The organism is Rhodopirellula sp. UH5 (assembly GCF_056839225.1).
Window position 1 is genome coordinate 915419 of sequence record NZ_CM166390.1, and the last position, 20001, is coordinate 935419.

16 protein-coding genes are annotated in these 20001 nt (G+C 56.7%); 7 read left to right on the forward strand and 9 right to left on the reverse strand.

Translation table 11 applies throughout. The features are described from left to right. Nucleotides 1-44: 44 nt before the first annotated feature. The gene (locus tag UH5x_RS03285) at nt 45-1586 is read left to right on the forward strand and encodes a DUF7133 domain-containing protein (RefSeq protein WP_482636115.1); all 1542 of its coding nucleotides are present in this window, start codon (nt 45-47) and stop codon (nt 1584-1586) included. Between the two features lie 10 nt (nt 1587-1596). Here UH5x_RS03285 and UH5x_RS03290 read toward each other — a convergent pair whose 3' ends face one another. Further along, nucleotides 1597-3741 carry a carbohydrate-binding domain-containing protein gene (locus tag UH5x_RS03290; RefSeq protein WP_482634696.1) on the reverse strand — a complete coding sequence of 715 codons (2145 nt, stop codon included), beginning with the start codon at nt 3739-3741 and terminating at the stop codon, nt 1597-1599. An 823-nt stretch (nt 3742-4564) separates the two neighbouring features. Here UH5x_RS03290 and UH5x_RS03295 point away from each other — a divergent pair. The 3 genes from UH5x_RS03295 to tnpA all read left to right on the forward strand — a co-directional run bounded on the left by UH5x_RS03295 (nt 4565) and on the right by tnpA (nt 10055). Then, nucleotides 4565-5902: an efflux RND transporter periplasmic adaptor subunit gene (locus UH5x_RS03295; protein WP_482634697.1), complete on the forward strand. Its 1338-nt coding sequence runs from the start codon at nt 4565-4567 to the stop codon at nt 5900-5902. Nucleotides 5903-5969: 67 nt separating this feature from the next. Beyond that, nucleotides 5970-9272 (forward strand): efflux RND transporter permease subunit, encoded by a 3303-nt coding sequence (locus UH5x_RS03300; protein WP_482634698.1) that lies wholly within the window; start codon nt 5970-5972, stop codon nt 9270-9272. Between the two features lie 333 nt (nt 9273-9605). Next, nucleotides 9606-10055, forward strand: coding sequence for an IS200/IS605 family transposase (gene tnpA / locus UH5x_RS03305; protein WP_482634699.1), 450 nt, complete (start codon nt 9606-9608; stop codon nt 10053-10055). A gap of 234 nt (nt 10056-10289) precedes the next feature. On the opposite strand, the gene UH5x_RS03310 is transcribed toward tnpA, so the two are convergent. Together UH5x_RS03310 and UH5x_RS03315 are read right to left on the reverse strand one after the other, a co-directional pair. Then, the gene (locus UH5x_RS03310; protein WP_482636116.1) at nt 10290-11498 is read right to left on the reverse strand and encodes a tRNA-uridine aminocarboxypropyltransferase; all 1209 of its coding nucleotides are present in this window, start codon (nt 11496-11498) and stop codon (nt 10290-10292) included. Between the two features lie 198 nt (nt 11499-11696). Further along, nucleotides 11697-13022 carry a 3-keto-disaccharide hydrolase gene (locus UH5x_RS03315; protein WP_482634700.1) on the reverse strand — a complete coding sequence of 442 codons (1326 nt, stop codon included), beginning with the start codon at nt 13020-13022 and terminating at the stop codon, nt 11697-11699. 330 nt (nt 13023-13352) lie between these two features. On the opposite strand from UH5x_RS03315, the gene UH5x_RS03320 reads away from it, so the two are divergent. Next, nucleotides 13353-13841 (forward strand): tRNA (cytidine(34)-2'-O)-methyltransferase, encoded by a 489-nt coding sequence (locus tag UH5x_RS03320; RefSeq protein ID WP_482634701.1) that lies wholly within the window; start codon nt 13353-13355, stop codon nt 13839-13841. 121 nt (nt 13842-13962) lie between these two features. On the opposite strand, the gene UH5x_RS03325 is transcribed toward UH5x_RS03320, so the two are convergent. Genes UH5x_RS03325 through UH5x_RS03350 form a run of 6 tightly spaced genes read right to left on the reverse strand, consistent with a single transcriptional unit; the run spans nt 13963 to nt 18114 of the window. Then, entirely contained in the window at nt 13963-14922 is a 960-nt protein-coding gene (locus tag UH5x_RS03325; protein WP_482634702.1) for a GHMP family kinase ATP-binding protein, read from the reverse strand. Next, nucleotides 14919-15506 carry a DUF447 domain-containing protein gene (locus UH5x_RS03330; protein WP_482634703.1) on the reverse strand — a complete coding sequence of 196 codons (588 nt, stop codon included), beginning with the start codon at nt 15504-15506 and terminating at the stop codon, nt 14919-14921. The genes UH5x_RS03325 and UH5x_RS03330 overlap by 4 nt, the downstream gene beginning before the upstream one ends. Next, a complete protein-coding gene (locus tag UH5x_RS03335) occupies nt 15503-16237 on the reverse strand; it encodes an anthranilate synthase component II (RefSeq protein WP_482634704.1) in 735 nt (244 codons plus the stop codon). The genes UH5x_RS03330 and UH5x_RS03335 overlap by 4 nt, the downstream gene beginning before the upstream one ends. A 49-nt stretch (nt 16238-16286) precedes the next feature. Then, the gene (locus tag UH5x_RS03340; RefSeq protein WP_047815404.1) at nt 16287-16778 is read right to left on the reverse strand and encodes an ExbD/TolR family protein; all 492 of its coding nucleotides are present in this window, start codon (nt 16776-16778) and stop codon (nt 16287-16289) included. Next, entirely contained in the window at nt 16775-17212 is a 438-nt protein-coding gene (locus UH5x_RS03345; protein WP_047815405.1) for an ExbD/TolR family protein, read from the reverse strand. Before UH5x_RS03345 ends, UH5x_RS03340 begins: the two co-directional genes overlap by 4 nt. Next, nucleotides 17212-18114 (reverse strand): MotA/TolQ/ExbB proton channel family protein, encoded by a 903-nt coding sequence (locus UH5x_RS03350; RefSeq protein WP_047815406.1) that lies wholly within the window; start codon nt 18112-18114, stop codon nt 17212-17214. The genes UH5x_RS03345 and UH5x_RS03350 overlap by 1 nt, the downstream gene beginning before the upstream one ends. 424 nt (nt 18115-18538) lie before the next feature. Here UH5x_RS03350 and UH5x_RS03355 point away from each other — a divergent pair, with 424 nt between their 5' ends. Together UH5x_RS03355 and UH5x_RS03360 are read left to right on the forward strand one after the other, a co-directional pair. Continuing rightward, nucleotides 18539-18796, forward strand: coding sequence for a DUF4404 family protein (locus UH5x_RS03355; RefSeq protein ID WP_047815408.1), 258 nt, complete (start codon nt 18539-18541; stop codon nt 18794-18796). Between the two features lie 113 nt (nt 18797-18909). Then, nucleotides 18910-19881 (forward strand): SMP-30/gluconolactonase/LRE family protein, encoded by a 972-nt coding sequence (locus UH5x_RS03360; protein ID WP_482634705.1) that lies wholly within the window; start codon nt 18910-18912, stop codon nt 19879-19881. Nucleotides 19882-20001 lie beyond the last annotated feature (120 nt).

Sequence of the window (20001 nt, forward strand, 5' to 3'; positions counted from 1 at the left end):
TGTGGCGAACACTTCGGATGCCATTCGTCCGCTGTCTAATTGGAATGGTGGCGTTGGCTTTGGCAGTCGGCTCGGCGTGGGCGGATGAAGAGCAGGATTATTACCGCATCATTTCGATTGCAACGCCTGACTCGCAAACCGATTCTCGCGACCCGAACTGGAAGCCATCTGACGAGGGGATCGCTTTGGAGGTCAGCGGAATTGCGGTTCTCAGTCCCTCACGCGTGGCCGTTGCGATTCGGAAGGGCGAGGTTTGGTTGCTCGATGGAGTCGATCAGGTCACCGGCGAGGGGAAGGAGTCCGGCGTGGTTACCTATCAGCGTTTCGCCAGCGCGTTGCATGAACCGCTGGGGTTGCTGCAACAGGATGACTCATTGATCACCGTTCAGCGGACGGAGATGACTCGACTGCGTGACACTGACGGAGACGATGTCGCCGACGAATACGACACACTCGCGTCGGGATGGGGCGTTTCGGGCCACTACCACGAGTACGCTTACGGGCCCAAGTTGGATGGCGACGGCAACCTCTGGATGACCTTGAACATCGGCATGGGGTTGAAGGGCGAACAGCTTCAGAAGATCGTTCCGGATGCGCCGTTGGGGTACCGGCAGGCTGCCTGGCGTGGCTGGGGAATGAAGTTGGATTCCAGCGGAAAGTTGAACCCGGTTTGTGCTGGAATGCGTTCGCCGTCTGGTTTGGGAGCCAACGCCGACGGGGACATGTTCTACACCGATCAACAAGGCAATTGGGTTGCCACGAACTCGCTGCATCACATGCGTCCGGGCGCGTTCTCGCATCACCCTGAGTCACTGGCGTCCATGGAATTGAGGGGATCAACCATTCACGACGTTGAGGAAGTGCCCAATGGATTGGCGTACCCCGAAGCGTTGAAACGATTCCCGCAGATGCAACCGCCAGCGGTTTGGTTCCCGTACAAGAAGGCCGGGCAGTCTGCGACAGACATTCTGTTGGATCAAAGCGGAGGCAAGTTTGGCCCATTTGAGAACCAGTTCTTCGTCGGTGAATTCACGCAAGCGTCGATGCATCGCGTGTTCTTGGAAAAGGTCAACGGCGAATATCAAGGCGCGTGTTTTCCCTTTCGTCGCGGGTTTGCTTCCGCGGTGTTGCGGATGGCACAGGCGGAAGATGGAAGCGTCTACGTGGGACTGACCAATCGCGGATGGAGCAGCCTGGGGACGTCGTCCTATGGATTGCAGCGTTTGGAGTGGACCGGCAAGACTCCCTTTGAAATCCAAGAGATGCGAGCCAAGCCGGATGGATTCGAGTTGGTCTTCACACGCCAGGTGGATGTCGAGTCCGCATCGGACGTCGGTTCATACCAACTGGCCAGTCACACGTACCTGTATCAGTCCAGCTACGGCAGCGACGAAGTCTTGAAGCAAGATCTGAAAATTCGAGAAGCGATTGTTTCAGAAGACCGTCTGCGAGTTCGTCTGAAGGTGGACGGCTTGCGGGAACTGTTTGTACACGAGTTGGACGCGGGCGGAGTGCTGGATGTAAACGGCCAACCACTGCTGCATCGCAAAGCGTTCTACACGCTGAACAACATCCCGCAGGAATGAGGGGGTGGACTCAAACGAGTTGCCAGTAGGCGATGCCGAAACCATTGTCGTTCTGTGCCAAGGTTCGGAGTTCGCCGTCGGAATCGAATATTCCCTCTTTCAGTGAATAGGGCTGCAGGCTTCCGATTTCATCCGGGTTGTAGGCCGAGATCCCATCGGCACTGAATGACGAGTCCAGTTGACCGTCCGGCGTCAGCCGAGCAACTCCGTTGAAGTAATGAACCAGATAACGGCCCAAGCCATCGACGCTGAAGGTCCCGCCAGTGTTATCGAACAACAGCGATCCATCGGTCACGATGGAACTTGGCAGAATGATCCGACCGCCGTCACCAAAACTGGGGTCGATTTGACCATCGATCGTGAACCGAAGCAGTGCCTGAGTCCCCAGGACGGTGAGCCTTCCTTCATCGTCCAGCACCAAGCGTTCAAACCGCTCGCTGTAGGACGAAAATTCAGAAAACTGTTGGTAGGGAATGCTTGCGAAGCCTTCGTCGCCAAACCAGGTTCCCGTGCTGCCGTCTTCGTTCAATTGAATCAGCCACCCGGCACTCGCGTTCGCACTGGATGGGATTCCCCACAAGACCAGCATCGAATCGTCAGGACGCGTTAGGATCTGCGATTGCCCCGCGTAAAAGTCAGGTTCCTGCGGCAACGGGATGTCGGATGCACCGTTGGTTCCGAAACTGTTGTCGGCTGTCCCGTCCGCGTTGTAGCGTGAGATCGTCACGGCATTGCTAACCAGGATGCGGTCTTGGGAGTCGATTGTCATTGAGGAAGCGGTCGTGATGCCTCCCAATGACACTGGCACGAATCCACCGTCGCCGAACGAGGAATCCAACTGTCCATCCGATGTCAACCGAACCAATACATTGGAATAGCTGCGGAAGTATCCGTTGTAGTGGAATGCCTGAAGACGGACGAGCAGCCGATCCTGTGAGTCGACCTCGAGGTCCATCAAAGACAATTGTGAAGATTCCAGCGAGTCATCATCGAGGAATTCGATTGTGGCTTGAGTCAGTTCGACAGGTTCGCCGCGATGGAACGAAGTCAGCACCGATCCGTTTTCGTCGAACAGTTGAACTTGGATGATCTTTTGATACTCGCCTGATTCTGTCCAAAACGATTCGCTCCATCCAACCGCGGATAGATCCGAAGAGGTGATCTCGTGTTCAACATCAAAAGGAAGATTGGGGGTAACGATGGAAACGCCTGCCTCGGCGATCGAGTCGTCCAACGTGTATCGTTCGCTCGCAAAAACGCTTGCATCGAACTGAAAATGCCCACGTCCTTCGAGACGCTCGGTTTGCCAATTGCCCGAGGTGAGTGCACCGTCTCGATAAACGCCTTGGGCGAAGGTCGTTGGGGCTTCGGTTTGATGAACCACCCCATCGATCTCGATCCGATCGACGACCAGGTTGTAATCGATGCCTTGATCGGGGCGGTACAAGTCGTTGATGAATTCCACCCGTACCGAACTCGGTTGCAAATCGGTGTCGAGATAGAACGTGTAGGCCGTCATTTCGGTGGTCAGACTGATTTGGTCAGCACGGAACGAACCCGCCAAAACGTTCATCTTTTCGCCGCCTTGATCACCCCGAGCGTAGACGATGAGTTCGGATCCGGTGGGCGTGCCGTACTGGAGGTAGCCGTTTGCGTTCAAGACGCTGCCGCGTCCTAGGCCGGAGGCAACGCCGTCTTCGGGAAGCCAAGTTCCCGTTGAGAAAACGTCCGCCGCGTTGCTGTCGAGAACTTGATCGCCAACCGTCACCGATCCAAGTTGGACATTTCGATCGATTCCCTGGTCTGGGGCATACAAGTCGTTCACAAAATGAATTCGCAACAGGCTCGGATCAATCGAGGTGTAGTCCGCATTGATCTGATAGGTCTCCCATTGGTCGCTGACGCGGAAGCTCGAGATCGTTTCGTCGTTGTAGAGCACTTCCAGGATCTCTTGTCCTGTGTCTCCAATCGCCTGCACCTGGATTCCCGGTGCGTCCAAAGCAAAACTGACTTCCTGTCCCGTGTCACCGGCCAACAGCAACCGCGGCTCCAACTCATCAACCGACCAATTCGGGAGCGATCTTCGCGAACGTTTCGACGTGAATCCAGAGGAGCGGCGGTGCGAGAGACGGTTCACCCAAGTGCGAAGATTCATGAGATTGGTGGATCATGGAGACAAGGCAATTTGCAGCAATGGTCAACAGTATAGGCATTTGGAAGTGAGGAGGGAGAATCCCCCGGGATATCTGGGGGGAGAGTGAACTCAGCGGTCGAGTGAATGAACCCGCCACCGGGTGGCGGAAGGAGAGAGATTCGCCAGAGTGGGTTGAGGGAAACGGAGTTGGGTGAAACGACCGCGACGTTGCGGCATGACAGGCCGCCAATACTAAATCTCGAGAGTGGACGCATGCGATTCGATAGCCCCCGTTGCACGATCGGCTGTGCCTTGTCATTCAGTCCGTCGAGGAACAAAATGGAAGATTCGAGGCGACTTGTTTTGGAAGAGAGCCATTTCAATTCATCGTCGACGAGATCGAGTAGACTGTGCGTTGAGGGGCTGAGTTGACGAACCAGCCCGCCCTTCCTCACACAGTGAAAAGATTTTTGGCCCGAGCCTTGGTGCGTTCTCGCATTGCCTTGTTGCCAACCCACCCCTTTCCGCCAACCCGTTTGGCCCCGCCACCTGCCTGATTTCAATGCTTCGTGATCGTAGCATTGGTAAGCAAGAATGATTGGGTATCACCTTGTGAGCCGTTTGGGCGTTAGCCCCGGTTTTGCGTGGGAACCGTGGCGAACGCCAAACGGCTCACATACCCGATGACACCTGCGTACCTGCTTAGACGTCCAGCCATGCTGAGACGATTGGGCATCCCGATTGACGTGAGAAATCCGATTGCCACCGCGGTTGATCCGCTGACCGGCAATCAATGGGGATCTCGTACCGACTGGTTTTCGCTCCGCGTTGGTGAACGAACCGCATGCTACAAAAATCCAAGACGAATGAATCGATGTCGCAAAAGTTTCTGATCACAGTCCTGTCTGTCTCCACCACAACCTTTCTTCTTGGTGGACTGGCCAGCTACTGGGTTGGGGGGCAACTCTCACCTGCCGTTGATTCCGCACCCGAATCCGCGCCGGCGAACCCGGCGGCAAACCGGGGCGGCCCGCAGGCTCAACTCGTTCGCGTCGACTCGATCGAGCGGGAGGAGTTCACCCCTGTCCGCACGCTGGTCGGTGATTTGATCGCTGTCCGTCGCGCCACCATCGCCACCGAGGTCGCGGGCAAGATCATCGAATTGCCGGTGGATGAAGGCAGTGCCGTGATCGCTGGCAAAACCCGCTTGGCGCGTGTCGACGACACTTGGACCAAATTGGAAGAGGACAAGATTGCGACGCAAATCGCCGAGCAACAGGCGACGTTGGAATTCGAGCTTGCCGATTTGAGTCGCTACGAAGACATGCTCAAACACAACGCGGTCTCTCTCAGCGAAACCGAGCAAAAGCGATCGCTAATCGAAGGTTTGGAAGCGGGGCTTGCCCAGCACAAAGTGATGCTTCGGGAAGCCAATGAGCGGGATTCGCGTCTGGAGATCTTTGCTCCCTTTGACGGAAGCGTCGTCGCAAAGCTGGCCGAGGTCGGCGAGTACCTGCCCATCGGCAGCCCGATTGTTGAAATCGTCTCCAGTGGTCGGATCGACGCTCGTATCATGGTTCCCGAGGAATCGCTGGCGTTGATCCGCGTGGGCGACACACTCGACCTGCTGATCGATAGCCTGGGCATCGAACTGCAAGGCGAAGTGGCATCGATCAATGCACAAGGTTCCGTTGGCAGCCGAACGTTTCCCGTTCGAATTGCGATGGACGATCAGGACGGCATCCTGTTGCCTGGCATGGGAGTCAGTGCTTTTGTCCCGATCAAACGAGAGTCAACCGAACTGCTGGTTCCCCGTGACGCGGTTCTTAGAAAGCCAGATGAATCGACGATTTGGATTCTTGAGCGGGGCGACTCGATCGCTGGCGATTCCACTGCGGCAACCAGTGGGAAGCCAGATGCGCCGGAATCGAGCGGGCCAGCCAATTGGACCGCTCATCCCGTCCCAGTTCGTGTGCTCTCGCATACGCGAGATTCGTACGCCATCTCCCCGGTCCGAAAAGTCGATCGACCGCGATTGGAGCCCGGGGTGCAAGTCGTGACGGAAGGATTGGAACGACTTGTTCCAGGTGCTCGCGTCAAAGTGGATCCAGACACCTCCGAACTCGCCGCTGTCCCTGGGACCTACCGCACGGGCCAACAACTGAGTGACCGTGATCGATAGCAGAAAGATGACCGACACACGCCGCGGACAAAACCATTTCTGAACGACATCAAGACGCACTGCCATCATGGATCCCATCAAATTCGCCATCGAGAACCCTGTCAAAGCCGCCGTTGGCGTGATCTTGGTTCTGCTGTTTGGCATCATTGCCTTTGCGCAGATTCCGGTTCAGTTGACTCCGGACGTCGATCGGCCCGTCATCACGATTCGGACGCAGTGGTCGGGACGCAGCCCCGAGGAGATTGAGAAGTCGATCATCATCGAACAAGAGGAGAAGTTGAAGTCGGTCCAAGGCCTTTGGAAGATGACTTCGGTGGCCAGTCTTGGCTCCGCCATGACGACGCTTGAGTTCAATGTGGGATCGTCGCCCGAGCGAATCCTGCAAGAGGTATCCAACAAGATCGATGAGGTCCCCGAGTACCCCGAAGACGTGGACCGACCGATCATTGATGTCGCCGATACAGCCGGTGACGACGCGATCGCGTACCTGTTGTTGCAAGCTGAGGATCCCGAATTTGAAGTCGCGACGTTCTACGACTATGCCGATCGGTTTCTCAAACCCAGTCTGGAACGAATCGAAGGGGTTGCCGAAATTGATCTGAAAGGTGGCCGCCAACACCAAGTCCAAATTCGTTTTGACCCAACCACCTTGGCGAGGCGAGGGATCACAATTACGGAGCTGAATGCGGCCCTGCGTCTGGACAACGTCAACGCCTCCGCAGGCGATATGGCGAACAACCGGCAAGACGTCCGGTTTCGAGTCCTCGGCCAATACGACTCACTGGAACCGCTCCGCAACACGATCATCAAGTACGACGACATGGGCAGTCCCGTGCGCGTCGCGGACATCGCCGATGTGGAACTCGCCTTGGAAAAGACGACTCACTTTGACCAATGCAAAGGTCAAACATCGATGACGATTTTTGTCAAACGAAAGACTGGCAGCAACGTGCTCGACATCATCGAGCAAGTCAAAGTCGTGGTCGATCAAATGAATGCCCCGGACGGTGTTCTGCGGAGTTTCAAAAACGACCGTTACGGGCTAAGGCTGCGGATGGCGTTTGATGATTCGCACTACATCTACAGTGCCATCAATCTTGTCAAAGAGAATTTGTTGATCGGTGGTGGACTGGCGGTGCTGGTGTTGCTGCTGTTCCTTCGCAGCATTCGGTCGACGTTGATTGTCGCGGTCTCGATTCCAATTTCCGTCATCGGCACCTTTGTGATCATGTGGTTCGCCGATCGAAACCTGAACGTGATCTCCTTGGCCGGGCTCAGTTTCGCCGTCGGGATGGTGGTCGACAACGCGATTGTGGTTTTGGAGAACATCGATCGACATCTCAAGCGAGGATCCAGCCCGCGGCAAGCCGCGTACGAAGGCACCAAGGAAGTCTGGGGAGCCATTCTGGCATCGACGCTGACAACGCTCGCCGTGTTCGCACCGGTGTTGACGATCCAAGACGAAGCCGGCCAGTTGTTCTACGACTTGATTCTTGCGATCTGCGCCGCCGTCGGACTGTCGTTCGTCGTGTCGATCACCGTCATCCCTGCCGCGGCATCGTTGTTTTTGCGTTCGTCGACCGTGACCAGCCCGATCGCTCGTTCTGCTTCTGATTTGTTCGGCATTGCTCCTGTGTTTCAGTGGCTCGGGAACGGTTGGGCATCGCTGATTCACCTGTTGACCTATCGCAGCATCGCCAGTGCTTGGCTGCGGGTTGTCTTGATCACGCTCACCATCTTGGTTTCGGTGGTGATCAGCATGATCTTGATGCCGCCCGCGAGTTACCTTCCCAACGGAAACAAGAACTTCACGTTCTGCCGGATGTCGACACCGGCCGGCTATTCCGTGATGGAGAACTTTTACGTTGGGCAACGGATCGAAGAAGCTTTGAAGCCGTTCTGGAGTGCAGAGAGTTCCGAAGAAGCGTCCGCTTATGGCCCGATCACGGACCAACGGTCAGGCAATGTGTTCGAGACAATTCCCGCTTTGAAGGAGTTCTTCTTTGTCGTGGCTCGCGGAAGTGTGTTCATGGTGGGGATCAGTGATGAACCTGACAACGTCGAACCCATTGCAGCGGTTTTCAACAAAGCCTTTGAGGTGATCCCGGCCAGCAAAGGGGTGACTTCTCAGAAGTCGATCTTTGGACGTGGGGCGGGCAGTTCCAATGCCGTCGACATTGAAATCAGCGGGAACGACTTGGTCCGTCTGAAAGCGGCTTGTTCTCACCTGGAGCGGGAATTGAAGCTCGCATTCTCGAAGTTTTCCGTCCGTGCCTCACCCAGCAATTACAACGAGGCCGGACCTGAACGGCAGTTGCAGATCAAACAAGAGGTCGCGAAACGCTTGAACATTAGCGTCAGCGAGCTGGCCATGTCGGCGCGTGCAATGATCGATGGATCGTTCGTCGGCGATTTTGATTTTGAAGGCGACAACATCGATCTCTTGCTGATCCGCGACCCTGCCATCGAGATTTCTCCTGACGATGTTCCCGATCTACCCATCGCTGTTCGCGAGGCCAATGGGGAAGTCGCGATGGTTCCATTGGGGCAAATCGCCGAATTCGTTTCGACCGAAGCGTCCCAAGAGATCCGGCGAGTCGAACAGCAACGAGCGATCGCACTGTCGGTCACACCGCCGGAGAATATCGCGTTGGAAGAAGCCCAAGCGACGATCCTCGAGATTGTTGCCGACGCCCGTGCCGAAGGACGGCTTGGCAACGACATCTTTGTCTCGTTGTCGGGCAACGCGGACCGCCTGTCGGAAGTCCGGGCGTCGTTGATGGGACGCTGGACAGGATGGAATTGGGAGTCAATCGGAAGTGTCGCCCTGAGTCGATTCTTCTTGGCGATGGTGATCACCTATCTGTTGATGACCGCTCTGTTTGAAAACTTTCTCTACCCGCTGGTCATCATGTTCACGGTGCCCTTGGCGACGGTCGGTGGCTTCATCGGTTTGTGGTTCATCCGTCAAAATGATCCGACGCAACAACTGGATGTGTTGACGATGCTGGGGTTTGTCATTTTGGTGGGCGTGGTGGTGAACAATGCGATTTTGATTGTGCACCAAGCCCTCAACAACATGCATGGCCGGCATCACGATGGCGAGGGCGATGCCGAGCCGATGTCGCCACGGGATGCGATTCGCGAATCCGTCCGCACTCGCATGCGGCCCATCTTCATGACCACCTGCACCAGCGTGTTTGGAATGTTGCCGCTGGTCATCGCGCCGGGTTCCGGCAGCGAACTGTATCGCGGGTTGGGATCGATCGTGGTTGGCGGGCTGTTGTTCTCGACCGTGTTCACCTTGCTTGTGATTCCGTTGCTGTTCAGCTTGGTGATCGATGCTCGGCGACTGATCTGGAAGTCGTGAGTGGGGCTCGGTTGGTGAGCGAGGGCGTTCGCTGTGTCGCCCCGTTGGGGCTTTTTTGAACGAGGGTGTTTGGCGGACCGGGGCCTGACGGCCCCGGCAAAGGCTGTTTCGGCCCGCCGGGCCTGGTCGTGATGCGAGCAAGGGCCTTCCAGGCCAAGGTGGAGCGGGGGCGACTTTTCAAGTCAGAGGCCCTGGCATGGTATGGTTCACCTGATTCGGACTAGGCCCGATAGGGCCGGCAGAACCATTGCCGGGGCCGTTAGGCCCCGGGTGATATGCGTTTTGAGAACAGTAGCCCCGAATGGGGCGACACAGATACGCCAAGGGCCAGCCATGTCGACTCATCAGCAGCTTCTCTACCACATTGTCTTCAGCACGAAGCGTCGCAAGCGCCTCTTGAATGATTCGATTCGCGATGATGCATTCGCCTACCTCGCTGGAGTTTGCAAACGGTTGGATGGTTTTGCGTTGGAGGTGGGTGGCTACTACGACCACGCTCATTTACTCGTACGGATTCCGGCCCGTGTTGCTGTTTCTGACTTCGTGGGGAAGGTCAAAGCAAACGTGAGCAAGCACCTGAATGAGGGCAAACGCATTGGAGTTCCTTTTGCGTGGCAGGATGGATTCGGAGCCTTTTCAGTCAGTCGCTCGAACAAGGAAGCGGTTGGTCGTTACATCCGCGGTCAGATGGAACATCATCGAAAGCGGACCTTTGAAGAGGAGTATTTGGAGTTGTTGAAGAAGCACGAGGTTGAGTTTGATGAGCGGTATGTGTTTGACTAACCCCTGTGTCGCCCCGTTGGGGCTTTTTTGATTGTGGGTGTTTGGCAAACCGGGGACTGACGCCCCCGGCAATGGCTGTGTCGGCCTTCCAGGCCTGATGTTTTTTGTCGGACTGCAGGCCCGATAGGGCCGACAGAACCCTTGCCGGGGCCGTGAGGCCCCGGAACTGTGCTCGATGAAAACCACAGCCCCGAATGGGGCGACACAGAAACTCCCTGAATCCGCCATGTCGACTTAGGTCTTGGAACGTTCCACCAATTCTTCGACGAAGCGGACTGCCCAGGCGAGACGTCTCAGCGGCCGGGAGTTGCTGGTTTGGTTGGCCAAAATCTCTGGCGTTCGTGGATCGCATTCTTTGGTTTTGGGTTTCAACGCGATCGATTTCAGCACGATACTCGGCGTGAAGTCCGCTCCGACGTCTTCCAGCAACTTGGACGTGCTGCGATGGAAAGTAGCGACGCGATCATCGGGCCGAAGGAAGGCTCGCCAGCGTTCACGAAATTCGTCCACGGAGACAAGCGGTTGCAAATCAGCCGAAGTCAGCCGCAAGCGATTCATGAACGCTTCGTCTTTCAATGAATCGGACTGGATTGCACATCGAAAGAATTCGCCCGTGCCCATGCGGACCGCGCTCCAATACAGCGGTGCGGGCGGTTGGTTGGGCGTGCTCGACTCGTCGCCGGTGTTGCCACGTTCTTGTTCGCCATAGGCGACAACAATTTTGCTGATGTCTTTGGTCAGCACTCGCGGCACGTTGGGAGATCCAGGCCGGCGGGCTTCGTTGTGACGCCAGTTGGATTTTGAGACCTTGAGCTGATCCACGATCATGTGGTCGAACACATCCAACAAGCGGTCGAACCCAAGTGTGTTGGGCTCAATCGCGGACAAGGCCGCGACGGTGGCTTCCAGCGTCGACAGGGCGTGCTCGTTCGGCTCTCGGCGAATTCGGTAACGCCCGGGTTCCGAGGGAGCCAGTCGATATCGGGGCAACGTTTGGAGCCTTGGAATGTCGCGAAAGAGTGTCTTGGCATGATGCCAGGTTCCGTCGATCACGACCAACTGCCGGGGCCGTTCCTCAGGCTCCAGGTCTGAGAGCAGCTTTGCGTTCTCGCCGGGATACAACAAACCGACGCGATCACTGAGTGCCATGGTGGCGAACCGCTCCGCCAGTTCATGGTTGTAAGCCACCATGACCTGGCACCTTTGCAGCGATTGGCTGACGATCCGGGCGGTGTTGAAGGGGTGGGATCGTTCGCGCCGGTGTTGCATGATCAACACCTCGGTCTGGTTGGCGACCTTCGGAATCAGCTTGCAAAAACAAAGCGACCGGGGGCGGAAGCAGACGTGGCAGCGTGTCGGCGAGTCGGGATCGACCAAGGATTCGTTCGGATTCAGCGATTGGGTGGCGATCGGAAAACGTCTGGAGCGAGGGAGCGATGAGATGAGCGACTGCGAATAGTTCTAGAAGAAATTGCAATGGGAGGGTATCGGGAGTCCGAGTAGGAGGCGAATGTTGTCACCTCAATCGGGGGTGGTGTGGATCGGGACAAGGTTGCCCCTCCGACGGCGCAACAGAAACCCCGCCTGCAACGAATCGGCACGCGGGGTTTCGAGTGTTTTCAGAGATCGCGAATCGACCGATCAGTTTTCTTCGCGGATCGAGATGTCTTTGAACTCGACCGGATCGTTGTGACCGGCGAATCCGAAGTGGCCGGAGGTGCGAGTCTTGCCTGGGTGAGCGCTGCCTGCCATGTAGTCTTCCACCTTGGAGACATCGGCATCGAGGATCACGTTGCCATTGAGTTCCACTCGGATCGTCGGTCCGATCACGGTGACTTGTTGGAAGTTCCACTCGCCAGTGGGACGCAGGTAGCCGCGGGTCGCAGCCGCCATGCCATAGGCCGAACCATGGTACTGGCGTTCATCCAACGTGGCGTAGGCGGGGTGATCGTTGTCCAGGACTTGCAGTTCGGTCATCGCCGCATAGGCCGGGTTGCCTTCTTTGGGGGCTCGGATCGCCAGGCCGTTGTTGCCGCGTGCTGGCAAACGGAACATCAAGCGGGCGGAGAAGTCGCTGTATTCCTTTTCGGTCAACAGATTGCCACCGCGTCCCTTTTGGCATTGGACGGAACCGTTTTCGGTGACTTCGTAATCGTTGACCGCTCCGATCCAGCCATCAAGGGTTTTGCCATCAAACACGGAGACGAAGCCGTCGTTGTGGTGGGCGGCCAAAATCGAATTGGCTTCTTCGGTTCCCAATGGACGCACTTCGAGGTTTCGCCAGCGGATTTCACCGCCATGCGTTTGCAATTGAATGGGGCCGGAGGCGGGCAATGGTTCGTCACGCCGCCAGTAGTTTTCCATGATGGCGTGATCGACGGTTTGCTTTCCGTTCAGCCACACCGACGTGCGTGAACCGACCTGGATGATGTGAACGGTGTTCCATTCGCCAAAGGGCTTGTCAGCGAGAACCAATGGGTCTTTGCCGGGGGCCTTGGGGGAGTTGTTCCACAACGCTCCGCTGCCCAGGTTGGATCCGATGTTGAATTTGCCCTCGTCGGTGTAATCCCAAATCTGGACTTGCGGGGTGCCTTTCAAGTAGATGCCACTGTCAGCTTTGGCGACGGTGCGGTACTCCAATTTCAACTCGTAGTCCGAAAAGTTTTCGTCCGTGGTCAGGTAAGCCCCGTGACCGTCGTTGACCAATTCGCCGTTTTCGATCGACCAGTGTTGCTTGGCGTCTGCGGTCCATGCTTCGATCTTCGCCGCACGTTCTTCTTCGGACAGTTCGGCGAGTTTGTAAGGGTCAAAGTGGGGTTGGCCGTGCCATCCCGTCATGTCTTTGCCGTTGAACAAAGCTGTCCAGCCTGACTTGGCGTCGGTGGTGTCTTGGGCATGAGAAGTCGTGAGGGCGGCAAGGCACAAGGCCACGCAAAGCGGCAAGCGATGGTTGAAGTGGAATTTCATGTTGCAACGTTGAAGTGGTAACCAGGATGAAGTGAGTCAATCGAACGCACGCGTGGCGACGTGTCGTTCATGCATGGTTGCTCGCCAATGTGCGACGACGAAGGCGGGAACCGTTGGGGCAATGGAACGGCCAATGACGCTGGAGGCAGGCCGAGTCGGCATGATGAACCAGTTGGCATCAAAGTGTTCGAAGGAGGTGGGCAAGAATCAGGCAGGGTTTCAGACGTGACCTCACAATGGAGGTGGGACAATATCCGAAGTCCTCGTAGGATAGTCATTTCCAAGTCGCTGATGTTGCGGCTGACCGCCAATCGCTGAAATGTGCCGTTGATGTCCGACAGTCCACCCTTATCCGCCGTAACGCCTGCCCACGTCGTCCTCTATCAACCGGAAATCCCCCAGAACACGGGGAATATCGGTCGCACCTGCGTGGCAGTGGGTGCCAAACTGTGGATCGTCGAACCAGCTTCGTTTCAGTTCGATGAAAAGCGATTGCGTCGAGCCGGGTTGGACTACTGGCAGTACCTGGACTGGGAACCGGTCCCGTCCTGGGAGGCTCTGTGTGAGCAACTGGATCCGGAACGGTTCTTCTTCTTTTCAAAGTTCGCCAAGCGGACCGTTTGGGAAGCCGATTTTGCGTTGGGAGATGTGTTGGTGTTCGGCCGCGAAACCAGTGGGTTGCCCGCGACAATTTTGAAGCCCCATGATCCGAGAGCATTGCGGTTGCCAATGAGAGAACAAGTCCGAAGTTTGAATTTGAGCGTCACCGCCGGAATCGCGTTGTACGAACATCAACGTCAAACAACGACCGTCTCATAACCGCAGGGGGGCGATCGAAGTTCGCATCCTTCGGGATTGTCCCGAATCAATTTCCCGACTTCGATTCCAGCGAAAGTTGCAAACCATCCGGTTCCTTAGCATTGGACGGTTTGTGCTTTTCTCAGGCCTTTGGGCGCCCGAGAGAATTGGCATTGCCGAGTGGGCGTTGGACGAGCAAGCGTGTTCCGGGGAATCGTTCTCTCCAATTCAGTGCGGCTTGTTGAGCAGCCTGCTCCGTTTCAAACCAAGTGAACACACCGGGGCCCCAACTGCTCTGTCCAACGCCGTGCAATCCAACGGCGATCAATTGTTCAATCAGCCGCGTTGTGGCATCGCCGTTGTAGGGACCGCCTTGAACTGGAGCAAACAGTTCGCCACTGGATCGGTTGTACTGGGTCACGGCGTCTGCGAATCTCGAGAAATCCTTTCTCGCGATCGCGGGGATCATCTCTTCGGTGAGCATTCCAACGAGTCGTGAACGATCATCAGGGTGCGCCGGTTGCAACGCGTCGAATTGTTGTTGTTCTTCGTCGCCGCTGATGGTTTCCGCGGAGGACACTTCGTCCATCAACACCACACCAACCCGCCATGCATCAGGAAGTTGGATTCGCTGGTCGATTGGGTTGAGTTGGGTTCCTCTCGATCGTTGGCGGTCGAGACCTTCCACGATCAAACCGGGTTCAAAGAATCCATGCGAACCAACGGCGCTCCGCCGGCCTCGGTTGGCCAGTTGGAGGACTTGCTCTCGAGCGGGCGTTTCACCGGATGTTTGTTTCAGCAAGGCATCGGCAATGGCGAGTGACAGCTGAGTCCCGCTTCCCAAACCATGGTGCGACGGAGCGGCGTGAAGGACTTCGATGGCAACCGCCGGAGGCGAGGCGTTGCCGGTCATCTGTTGCCAACGCTGGACGATTCCCGCAATTCGGTCGTGATGTCGAACGTCCGATGCGAAGGCGGAGGCTGCACTCACGCGAACACGGGTGGGCGGGCCATCGATCATCACCCCACAACCGCCAAACGGCGGTGCGACGTCCAGCAATCCAAAGTGCAGGCGTGCTCCCGTTTGAACTTCGACGCTCATGAGACCTTCGTCTCTCGCACGTGTCGTTCAATCAGTTGCAACGCTTCTCGTTCGTCGTCGCCGCCTGTCTTCTCAACGGCGATCGCGGCACGTCTGAGTTCTTCTGAGATTTGTTCGTCCGGCAACAGATGCAAACGGGTCGCGGCGATTGCCGCTTCGATCACCGCATGTTTGGCACGATTGAATCCAAAGAAGGGATCCACGATCTGGGAATCCAAGCAGCTCGCTGTCAGTTCATGTCTGGGCGGTGTGCCGGCACGGTGCGTCACGCGAATCGCGAACCAGCGATGGCAGTGCGTCAGCCGAACGTGCGAGCTTTCCAGTCCAGGCACGGGAATGACCAACTCCGATGCATCGACCTTTCCAATTGCCGTTTGAGCGATCAGCAAGGCGTCGTCGATCACATGAATGACGGCGTTGCCATTGTCGAGAAGATTCGTGCAGGTCGTGGAACCCTGGTAGGGCCGCAGTAAAAACGTGGGCAAGCCCTCAGCGGAAGCAGAGGGATGCACGATTGGCCCCAGCGGAGCCAGGTTGACGCGACCCTGTGCGTCCAATGTGGTGACGAGTGATTCCAAAATCATGGATTCACGCCTCCGCCGGTTTTGGTCGGCGAGATTGAGACGGTTGGCAGTGGGCTGCGTTGAAACCTTGAACTGCGGGTGAGCGGTTGCTCATCGGGCTGATGACGTTGAGCCAAGCCGATGAAGTGTTCAAACATCGCCAGTCCATCTTGGGTCAACAACGATTCGGGATGAAACTGAACCCCGTGCACACAGCGGTCGTGATCCGCCAATCCCATCACCAGGCCGGGATCGTCAGCGGACCAGGCGGTGACTTCCAAAGACTCCGGCAAGGTGGTCGCATCAACACGGAGCGAGTGATACCGTCCCACTTCGAGCGACGATGGCAAGCCTGCAAAAACGCTGACGCCACGGTGCCGGATGGGGACCGCCATCCCGTGCATCGGCGGGCCGACCACGACTTTGGCTCCATAGGCCGCCGCGATCGTCTGATGCCCCAGGCAGATTCCCAAAATGGGAATGCGGCCGGCGAGTTGCCGGACCACTTCGAGAGAACAACCCGCGGACTCGGGGCCGTGGGGACCGGGCGATATCACGATCGCACTCGGTCTCATTTCGACGATTTGTTCGACCGTCAGCGAGTCGCTGCGGACGACCTGGGTCCGCAGCCCTTTTCCGGGCTCGTCGTCCATTGGCAGGTTGTTGCCAGTGCGGTTCCGACGAGCGGCAACGCGGAGATACCGCGCCACGTTGTGAACGAAGGAGTCGTAGTTATCGAGTAACAGGATCAACGAGCAACAGTATCAAAACGGCTTCACGGATGGTTCTGCCAATCGCGAATCAACGCCGCGGTTTGGCGAATTTGATCTTCTCGATCAATTTGACCACCTGATCGCCGTCTTTGTAACCACTGACCGCGGTGATCGCCCGAATCACGTATTCGTACCGCAAGTTGTAGTCCGTGTCGATTTCGATTTCCGGCCCCTCGCCCGCTTCGACCTCCGTGGGCGTTGACGAACCGATCATCCCAACGACCTTCGCACGCAGTTTGTCGAAGCTGGTCGCGTCATTGCCCATCTGAATGTCATTCAGTTCAATCCCAGCCAAGGATCCTGCGGCGTCGGATCGAAGTCGCAGTTTCAACGGCAGGTCGGTTGGATCCAGGCTGCTGCTGCCCTGACCGGCCAGCGGCATCTTGATGCTGAAGTCGCCTTCCATCTCGACAATTTTGAACGTCATCACAAAGAAGATCAGCAGCAGAAAGACAATGTCAATCATGCTGGTCATGTTCAGCTCAGTGCCCTGGCTGGTTTCGCGGTTGCGAATCTTCATGAGCGATCCTCTTTGACCCGCAAGGCAAAGTTCTCCAGCTTGGAATCCTGGCAGACCCGGATGATCTCTTGGACCTCACCAGCGGCGACATCTTTGTGACCGCGGATGATCACGTTGGCATCGCTGACAGCTTTGCCTTCGGCACGAACCACAGCCAATTCCCGGTCCAGCCCAATGCGGAGTGTTTCAGCGGTGTAGTCGTCGCCGCCCAAAAAGACTCGACCGTCTGCACCGACGTGCAGGATGATCGGAAACTCAAGCGCGACTTCGGGCGGTTTGACCAAGCGACTGTTCGGCAACACCACGTTGTCGTTGGCTTCCGTCTGAGCGAAATTGATCAGGACCATGAAGAAGGCGATCAACTGAAACGTCATGTCGATCATCGGCGTCATGTCACCTTCCGCCATGTCGACTTCGGTGCGTTTGACTCGCATCAGCCACGGGCTCCGGACTTAGGCGACAGGTCTTCAAACTTGCTCATCAGGTTTTCGCTTTCCACGCCGACTTCCAGCAGCAGTCGAGCGACGCGGTTGCGAAGAATGTTGTAGGCCGCAATCGCGGGAATCGCGACGGCAAGGCCAACCAGCGTGGTGAACAAAGCGGTCGAAATACCGGCCGCCAAATCAGATGGTTTGGGCGTTGAACCGCCAGTCGCGATGACTTGGAACGAGGAGATCATCCCCTGAACCGTTCCGAACAATCCGATCATGGGCGACAGGTTGCCGATCAAGGCCATGTAGCTCAGACGGTGCTCAAGCTTCATGCTTTCCTCTTCGCCGACTTCCTGCATCGCTTCGATTGCTTTGCTGTATCCTTTGCTGACCTTCGCCAACCCGGCCGCCAGAACCTGACCTAGCACGGACTCGTCGGCTTTCGCGAGGTCATAAGCACCTTGGTTGTCGTTGGCCGCAATGCGTTGGCTGAACTCTTCGACCAATTCCGTCGGGCACAGCGTGTCGCGTCGTGCTGCCAACATGTTCATGACGAACAGAGACACCAGCGTCACTGACAGCGCCAAGAAGACGATCAGGTAGGCGGCCCCCAATGATTCAAAGACCCATGCCAAGAGTGATTGATCAGCGGCTGGAGGAGCCGTGTTGGCGTTGCCACCGCCTGCATTGGCTGCCCCTGCGTCACCAACGGGTTGCTCCGCGGCACCGGGACCAGCCGGCTCGGCAGGTTGTTCCGCGACAGGATCTTCGCCGAACTCCGCCATCGCATCGTCTTGAGCGAAGCTGGTCGTGGGCGACGTCCCGAACAAAACCAAAGAAGCGAGAACAAGACCCACACAGAAGAGCCAAGTTCGAGGAGCCAACAGTTCAGCAGGACGCATCATCGATGAAACAACCACGGAAGGAGAGAAAAGTCGAGTGGGTACGGATCAGAATAATCCACGCTGACGCCCGTCGCACCACCCCTGAGGCGGTTTGTGCTCCCAAAACTCAGTCGGTGGTTCCGATTGAACGGTTCATTCCCCCGAATCGTTTCAACTTCCGTGAGCATGGGCTGTTTGAAGGGACCCATTCGGCGGAGAGTTGTCACGGAGCTGGACGTCAGACATTCGCATGGTCACCACTTCCGCCAAGAAGAGTTGCGAACGATACAATAACGATTGAAGACCTCGTTTGTTCTCACGGAGCGATGGATTTCGCCAACCACACTTGTTGGAGCGTTGGAGAGATTGCTTGTCAGAGGAGACGCGACGACGGTTGGACTTCCAGCAATGAACATGACCTCCCACCAAAGATCGAGACCCCATCATGCGAAGCGAATTGGACGCTGCGATTGCTCACCTTCATGAACAACTCGCAGACATTGACGATCTGGACCCCGCTGAAATCGAACGACTCAAATCCGAACTCGACGAGATTCGTGAAACGCTGGATGAGCAAGATGTGAATTCAGCGACGCTGGCCGAGCGTTGGAAAACGCAGGTCGAACATTTTCGTGAGTCGTATCCGGTGCTGACCGAAAACGCGGGCCGTGTCGCGGACATGTTGGCACAGATGGGAATCTGAAGTCGGGACCGAAAGGGGTTCCGAGAACAGGTGTTGCTGACGGTGGTTGATCTTGTCCGAGCTTCCTACAATCCGTCGTTTTCGTACCTGTCAACTCGCATTTGAAGATCGATATGTCGCCCGCACCCGAGACTCGCGTTGCCACCCCACTGAATGTCCCCGACAGCGACGCCTTGCGTTTTCTGCCAGAAGGTCCGATGGCGATGGTGGGCGACGGCAAATTGTCTTGGGTTGGAATCCAACACGGTGCCGATGTGACTCACGGCAGCATCAACGTGTTGGAGCTTGCCACGCAAGCGAACCAGTCGTTTGATTTGCCGGGACGTCCCGGTTTCGCGTTCCAGTGTCAAACGCCGGGCAAGTTCGTTGCTGGTGTCGAACGTTCGCTGGGGATCTTCGACACCAACTCAGGTGAGTGGACGCCGTTCTGCGAGGGCGTGGACGACGACGTCACCAACACGATCATCAACGATGGCTTGGCATTCGAAGACAACCTGATTTTCGGAACGAAGGACTTGGCGTTCGCAGAAAAGAAGGCGGGCTTGTACCTGTACCGGGGGAGCGATCAAAAGCTGATCCGCCTACGTGACGATCAAATCTGCAGCAACGGCAAGATGATCCGTCGAGACGATGCGGGCAATTTGTTCTTGATCGACATCGATTCGCCGACACGGACGATCGTGGAATATTCGTTGGACGTTGCCGCCGGAACGATGGGTGAGCCTCGCGTGGTGTTGGATCTGACGAGCGACCCGGGCGTCCCCGACGGTGCGATTCTGACGCCCGATGGAACCGGCATCATTGTCGCGATTTTTCATCCCGGAGTGGCGGAGCACGGTGAGACTCGTCTTTACGATCTGGCGAGCAGTGAGCTTCGCATCGTGTGGCAAACACCAGGGTCGCCACAAAACACGTGTCCGGCATTGGTGCCTCAGGAAGGCAAATTGAAATTGATCATCACGACCGCCGTTGAAAACTTCAGTTCGGAAGATCAAGCCAAGTGCCCCAACGCAGGGCGACTGTTTGTTGGCGAAACGGATTACGCCGCAGACGATTCATTCGAACGAACCGTTTGGCCCGTTTGAGTGTGGGTGATCGTTGCAAACGGCCGTTGGTTCACGTGGGCGTTGGTTTTGTGCGATGCACGGCGTTAGCCGCGGTTGGCGTGATGCGGGGCGAGGTCGTTGTTGGTTGGAACGTTGTGG

What these genes read in the sequence shown, in the direction of transcription:
- UH5x_RS03345 (WP_047815405.1), bottom strand. Translation starts at nt 17,212, where the DNA reads ATGCGAGTCAAACGCACCGAAGTCGACATGGCGGAAGGTGACATGACG.
- UH5x_RS03340 (WP_047815404.1), bottom strand. Translation starts at nt 16,778, where the DNA reads ATGAAGATTCGCAACCGCGAAACCAGCCAGGGCACTGAGCTGAACATG.
- UH5x_RS03360 (WP_482634705.1), top strand. Translation starts at nt 18,910, where the DNA reads ATGTCGCCCGCACCCGAGACTCGCGTTGCCACCCCACTGAATGTCCCC.
- UH5x_RS03330 (WP_482634703.1), bottom strand. Translation starts at nt 15,506, where the DNA reads ATGATTTTGGAATCACTCGTCACCACATTGGACGCACAGGGTCGCGTC.
- UH5x_RS03350 (WP_047815406.1), bottom strand. Translation starts at nt 18,114, where the DNA reads ATGATGCGTCCTGCTGAACTGTTGGCTCCTCGAACTTGGCTCTTCTGT.
- UH5x_RS03320 (WP_482634701.1), top strand. Translation starts at nt 13,353, where the DNA reads ATGTCCGACAGTCCACCCTTATCCGCCGTAACGCCTGCCCACGTCGTC.
- UH5x_RS03325 (WP_482634702.1), bottom strand. Translation starts at nt 14,922, where the DNA reads ATGAGCGTCGAAGTTCAAACGGGAGCACGCCTGCACTTTGGATTGCTG.
- UH5x_RS03300 (WP_482634698.1), top strand. Translation starts at nt 5,970, where the DNA reads ATGGATCCCATCAAATTCGCCATCGAGAACCCTGTCAAAGCCGCCGTT.
- UH5x_RS03285 (WP_482636115.1), top strand. Translation starts at nt 45, where the DNA reads ATGGTGGCGTTGGCTTTGGCAGTCGGCTCGGCGTGGGCGGATGAAGAG.
- UH5x_RS03295 (WP_482634697.1), top strand. Translation starts at nt 4,565, where the DNA reads ATGCTACAAAAATCCAAGACGAATGAATCGATGTCGCAAAAGTTTCTG.
- UH5x_RS03315 (WP_482634700.1), bottom strand. Translation starts at nt 13,022, where the DNA reads ATGAAATTCCACTTCAACCATCGCTTGCCGCTTTGCGTGGCCTTGTGC.
- tnpA (WP_482634699.1), top strand. Translation starts at nt 9,606, where the DNA reads ATGTCGACTCATCAGCAGCTTCTCTACCACATTGTCTTCAGCACGAAG.
- UH5x_RS03355 (WP_047815408.1), top strand. Translation starts at nt 18,539, where the DNA reads ATGCGAAGCGAATTGGACGCTGCGATTGCTCACCTTCATGAACAACTC.
- UH5x_RS03290 (WP_482634696.1), bottom strand. Translation starts at nt 3,741, where the DNA reads ATGAATCTTCGCACTTGGGTGAACCGTCTCTCGCACCGCCGCTCCTCT.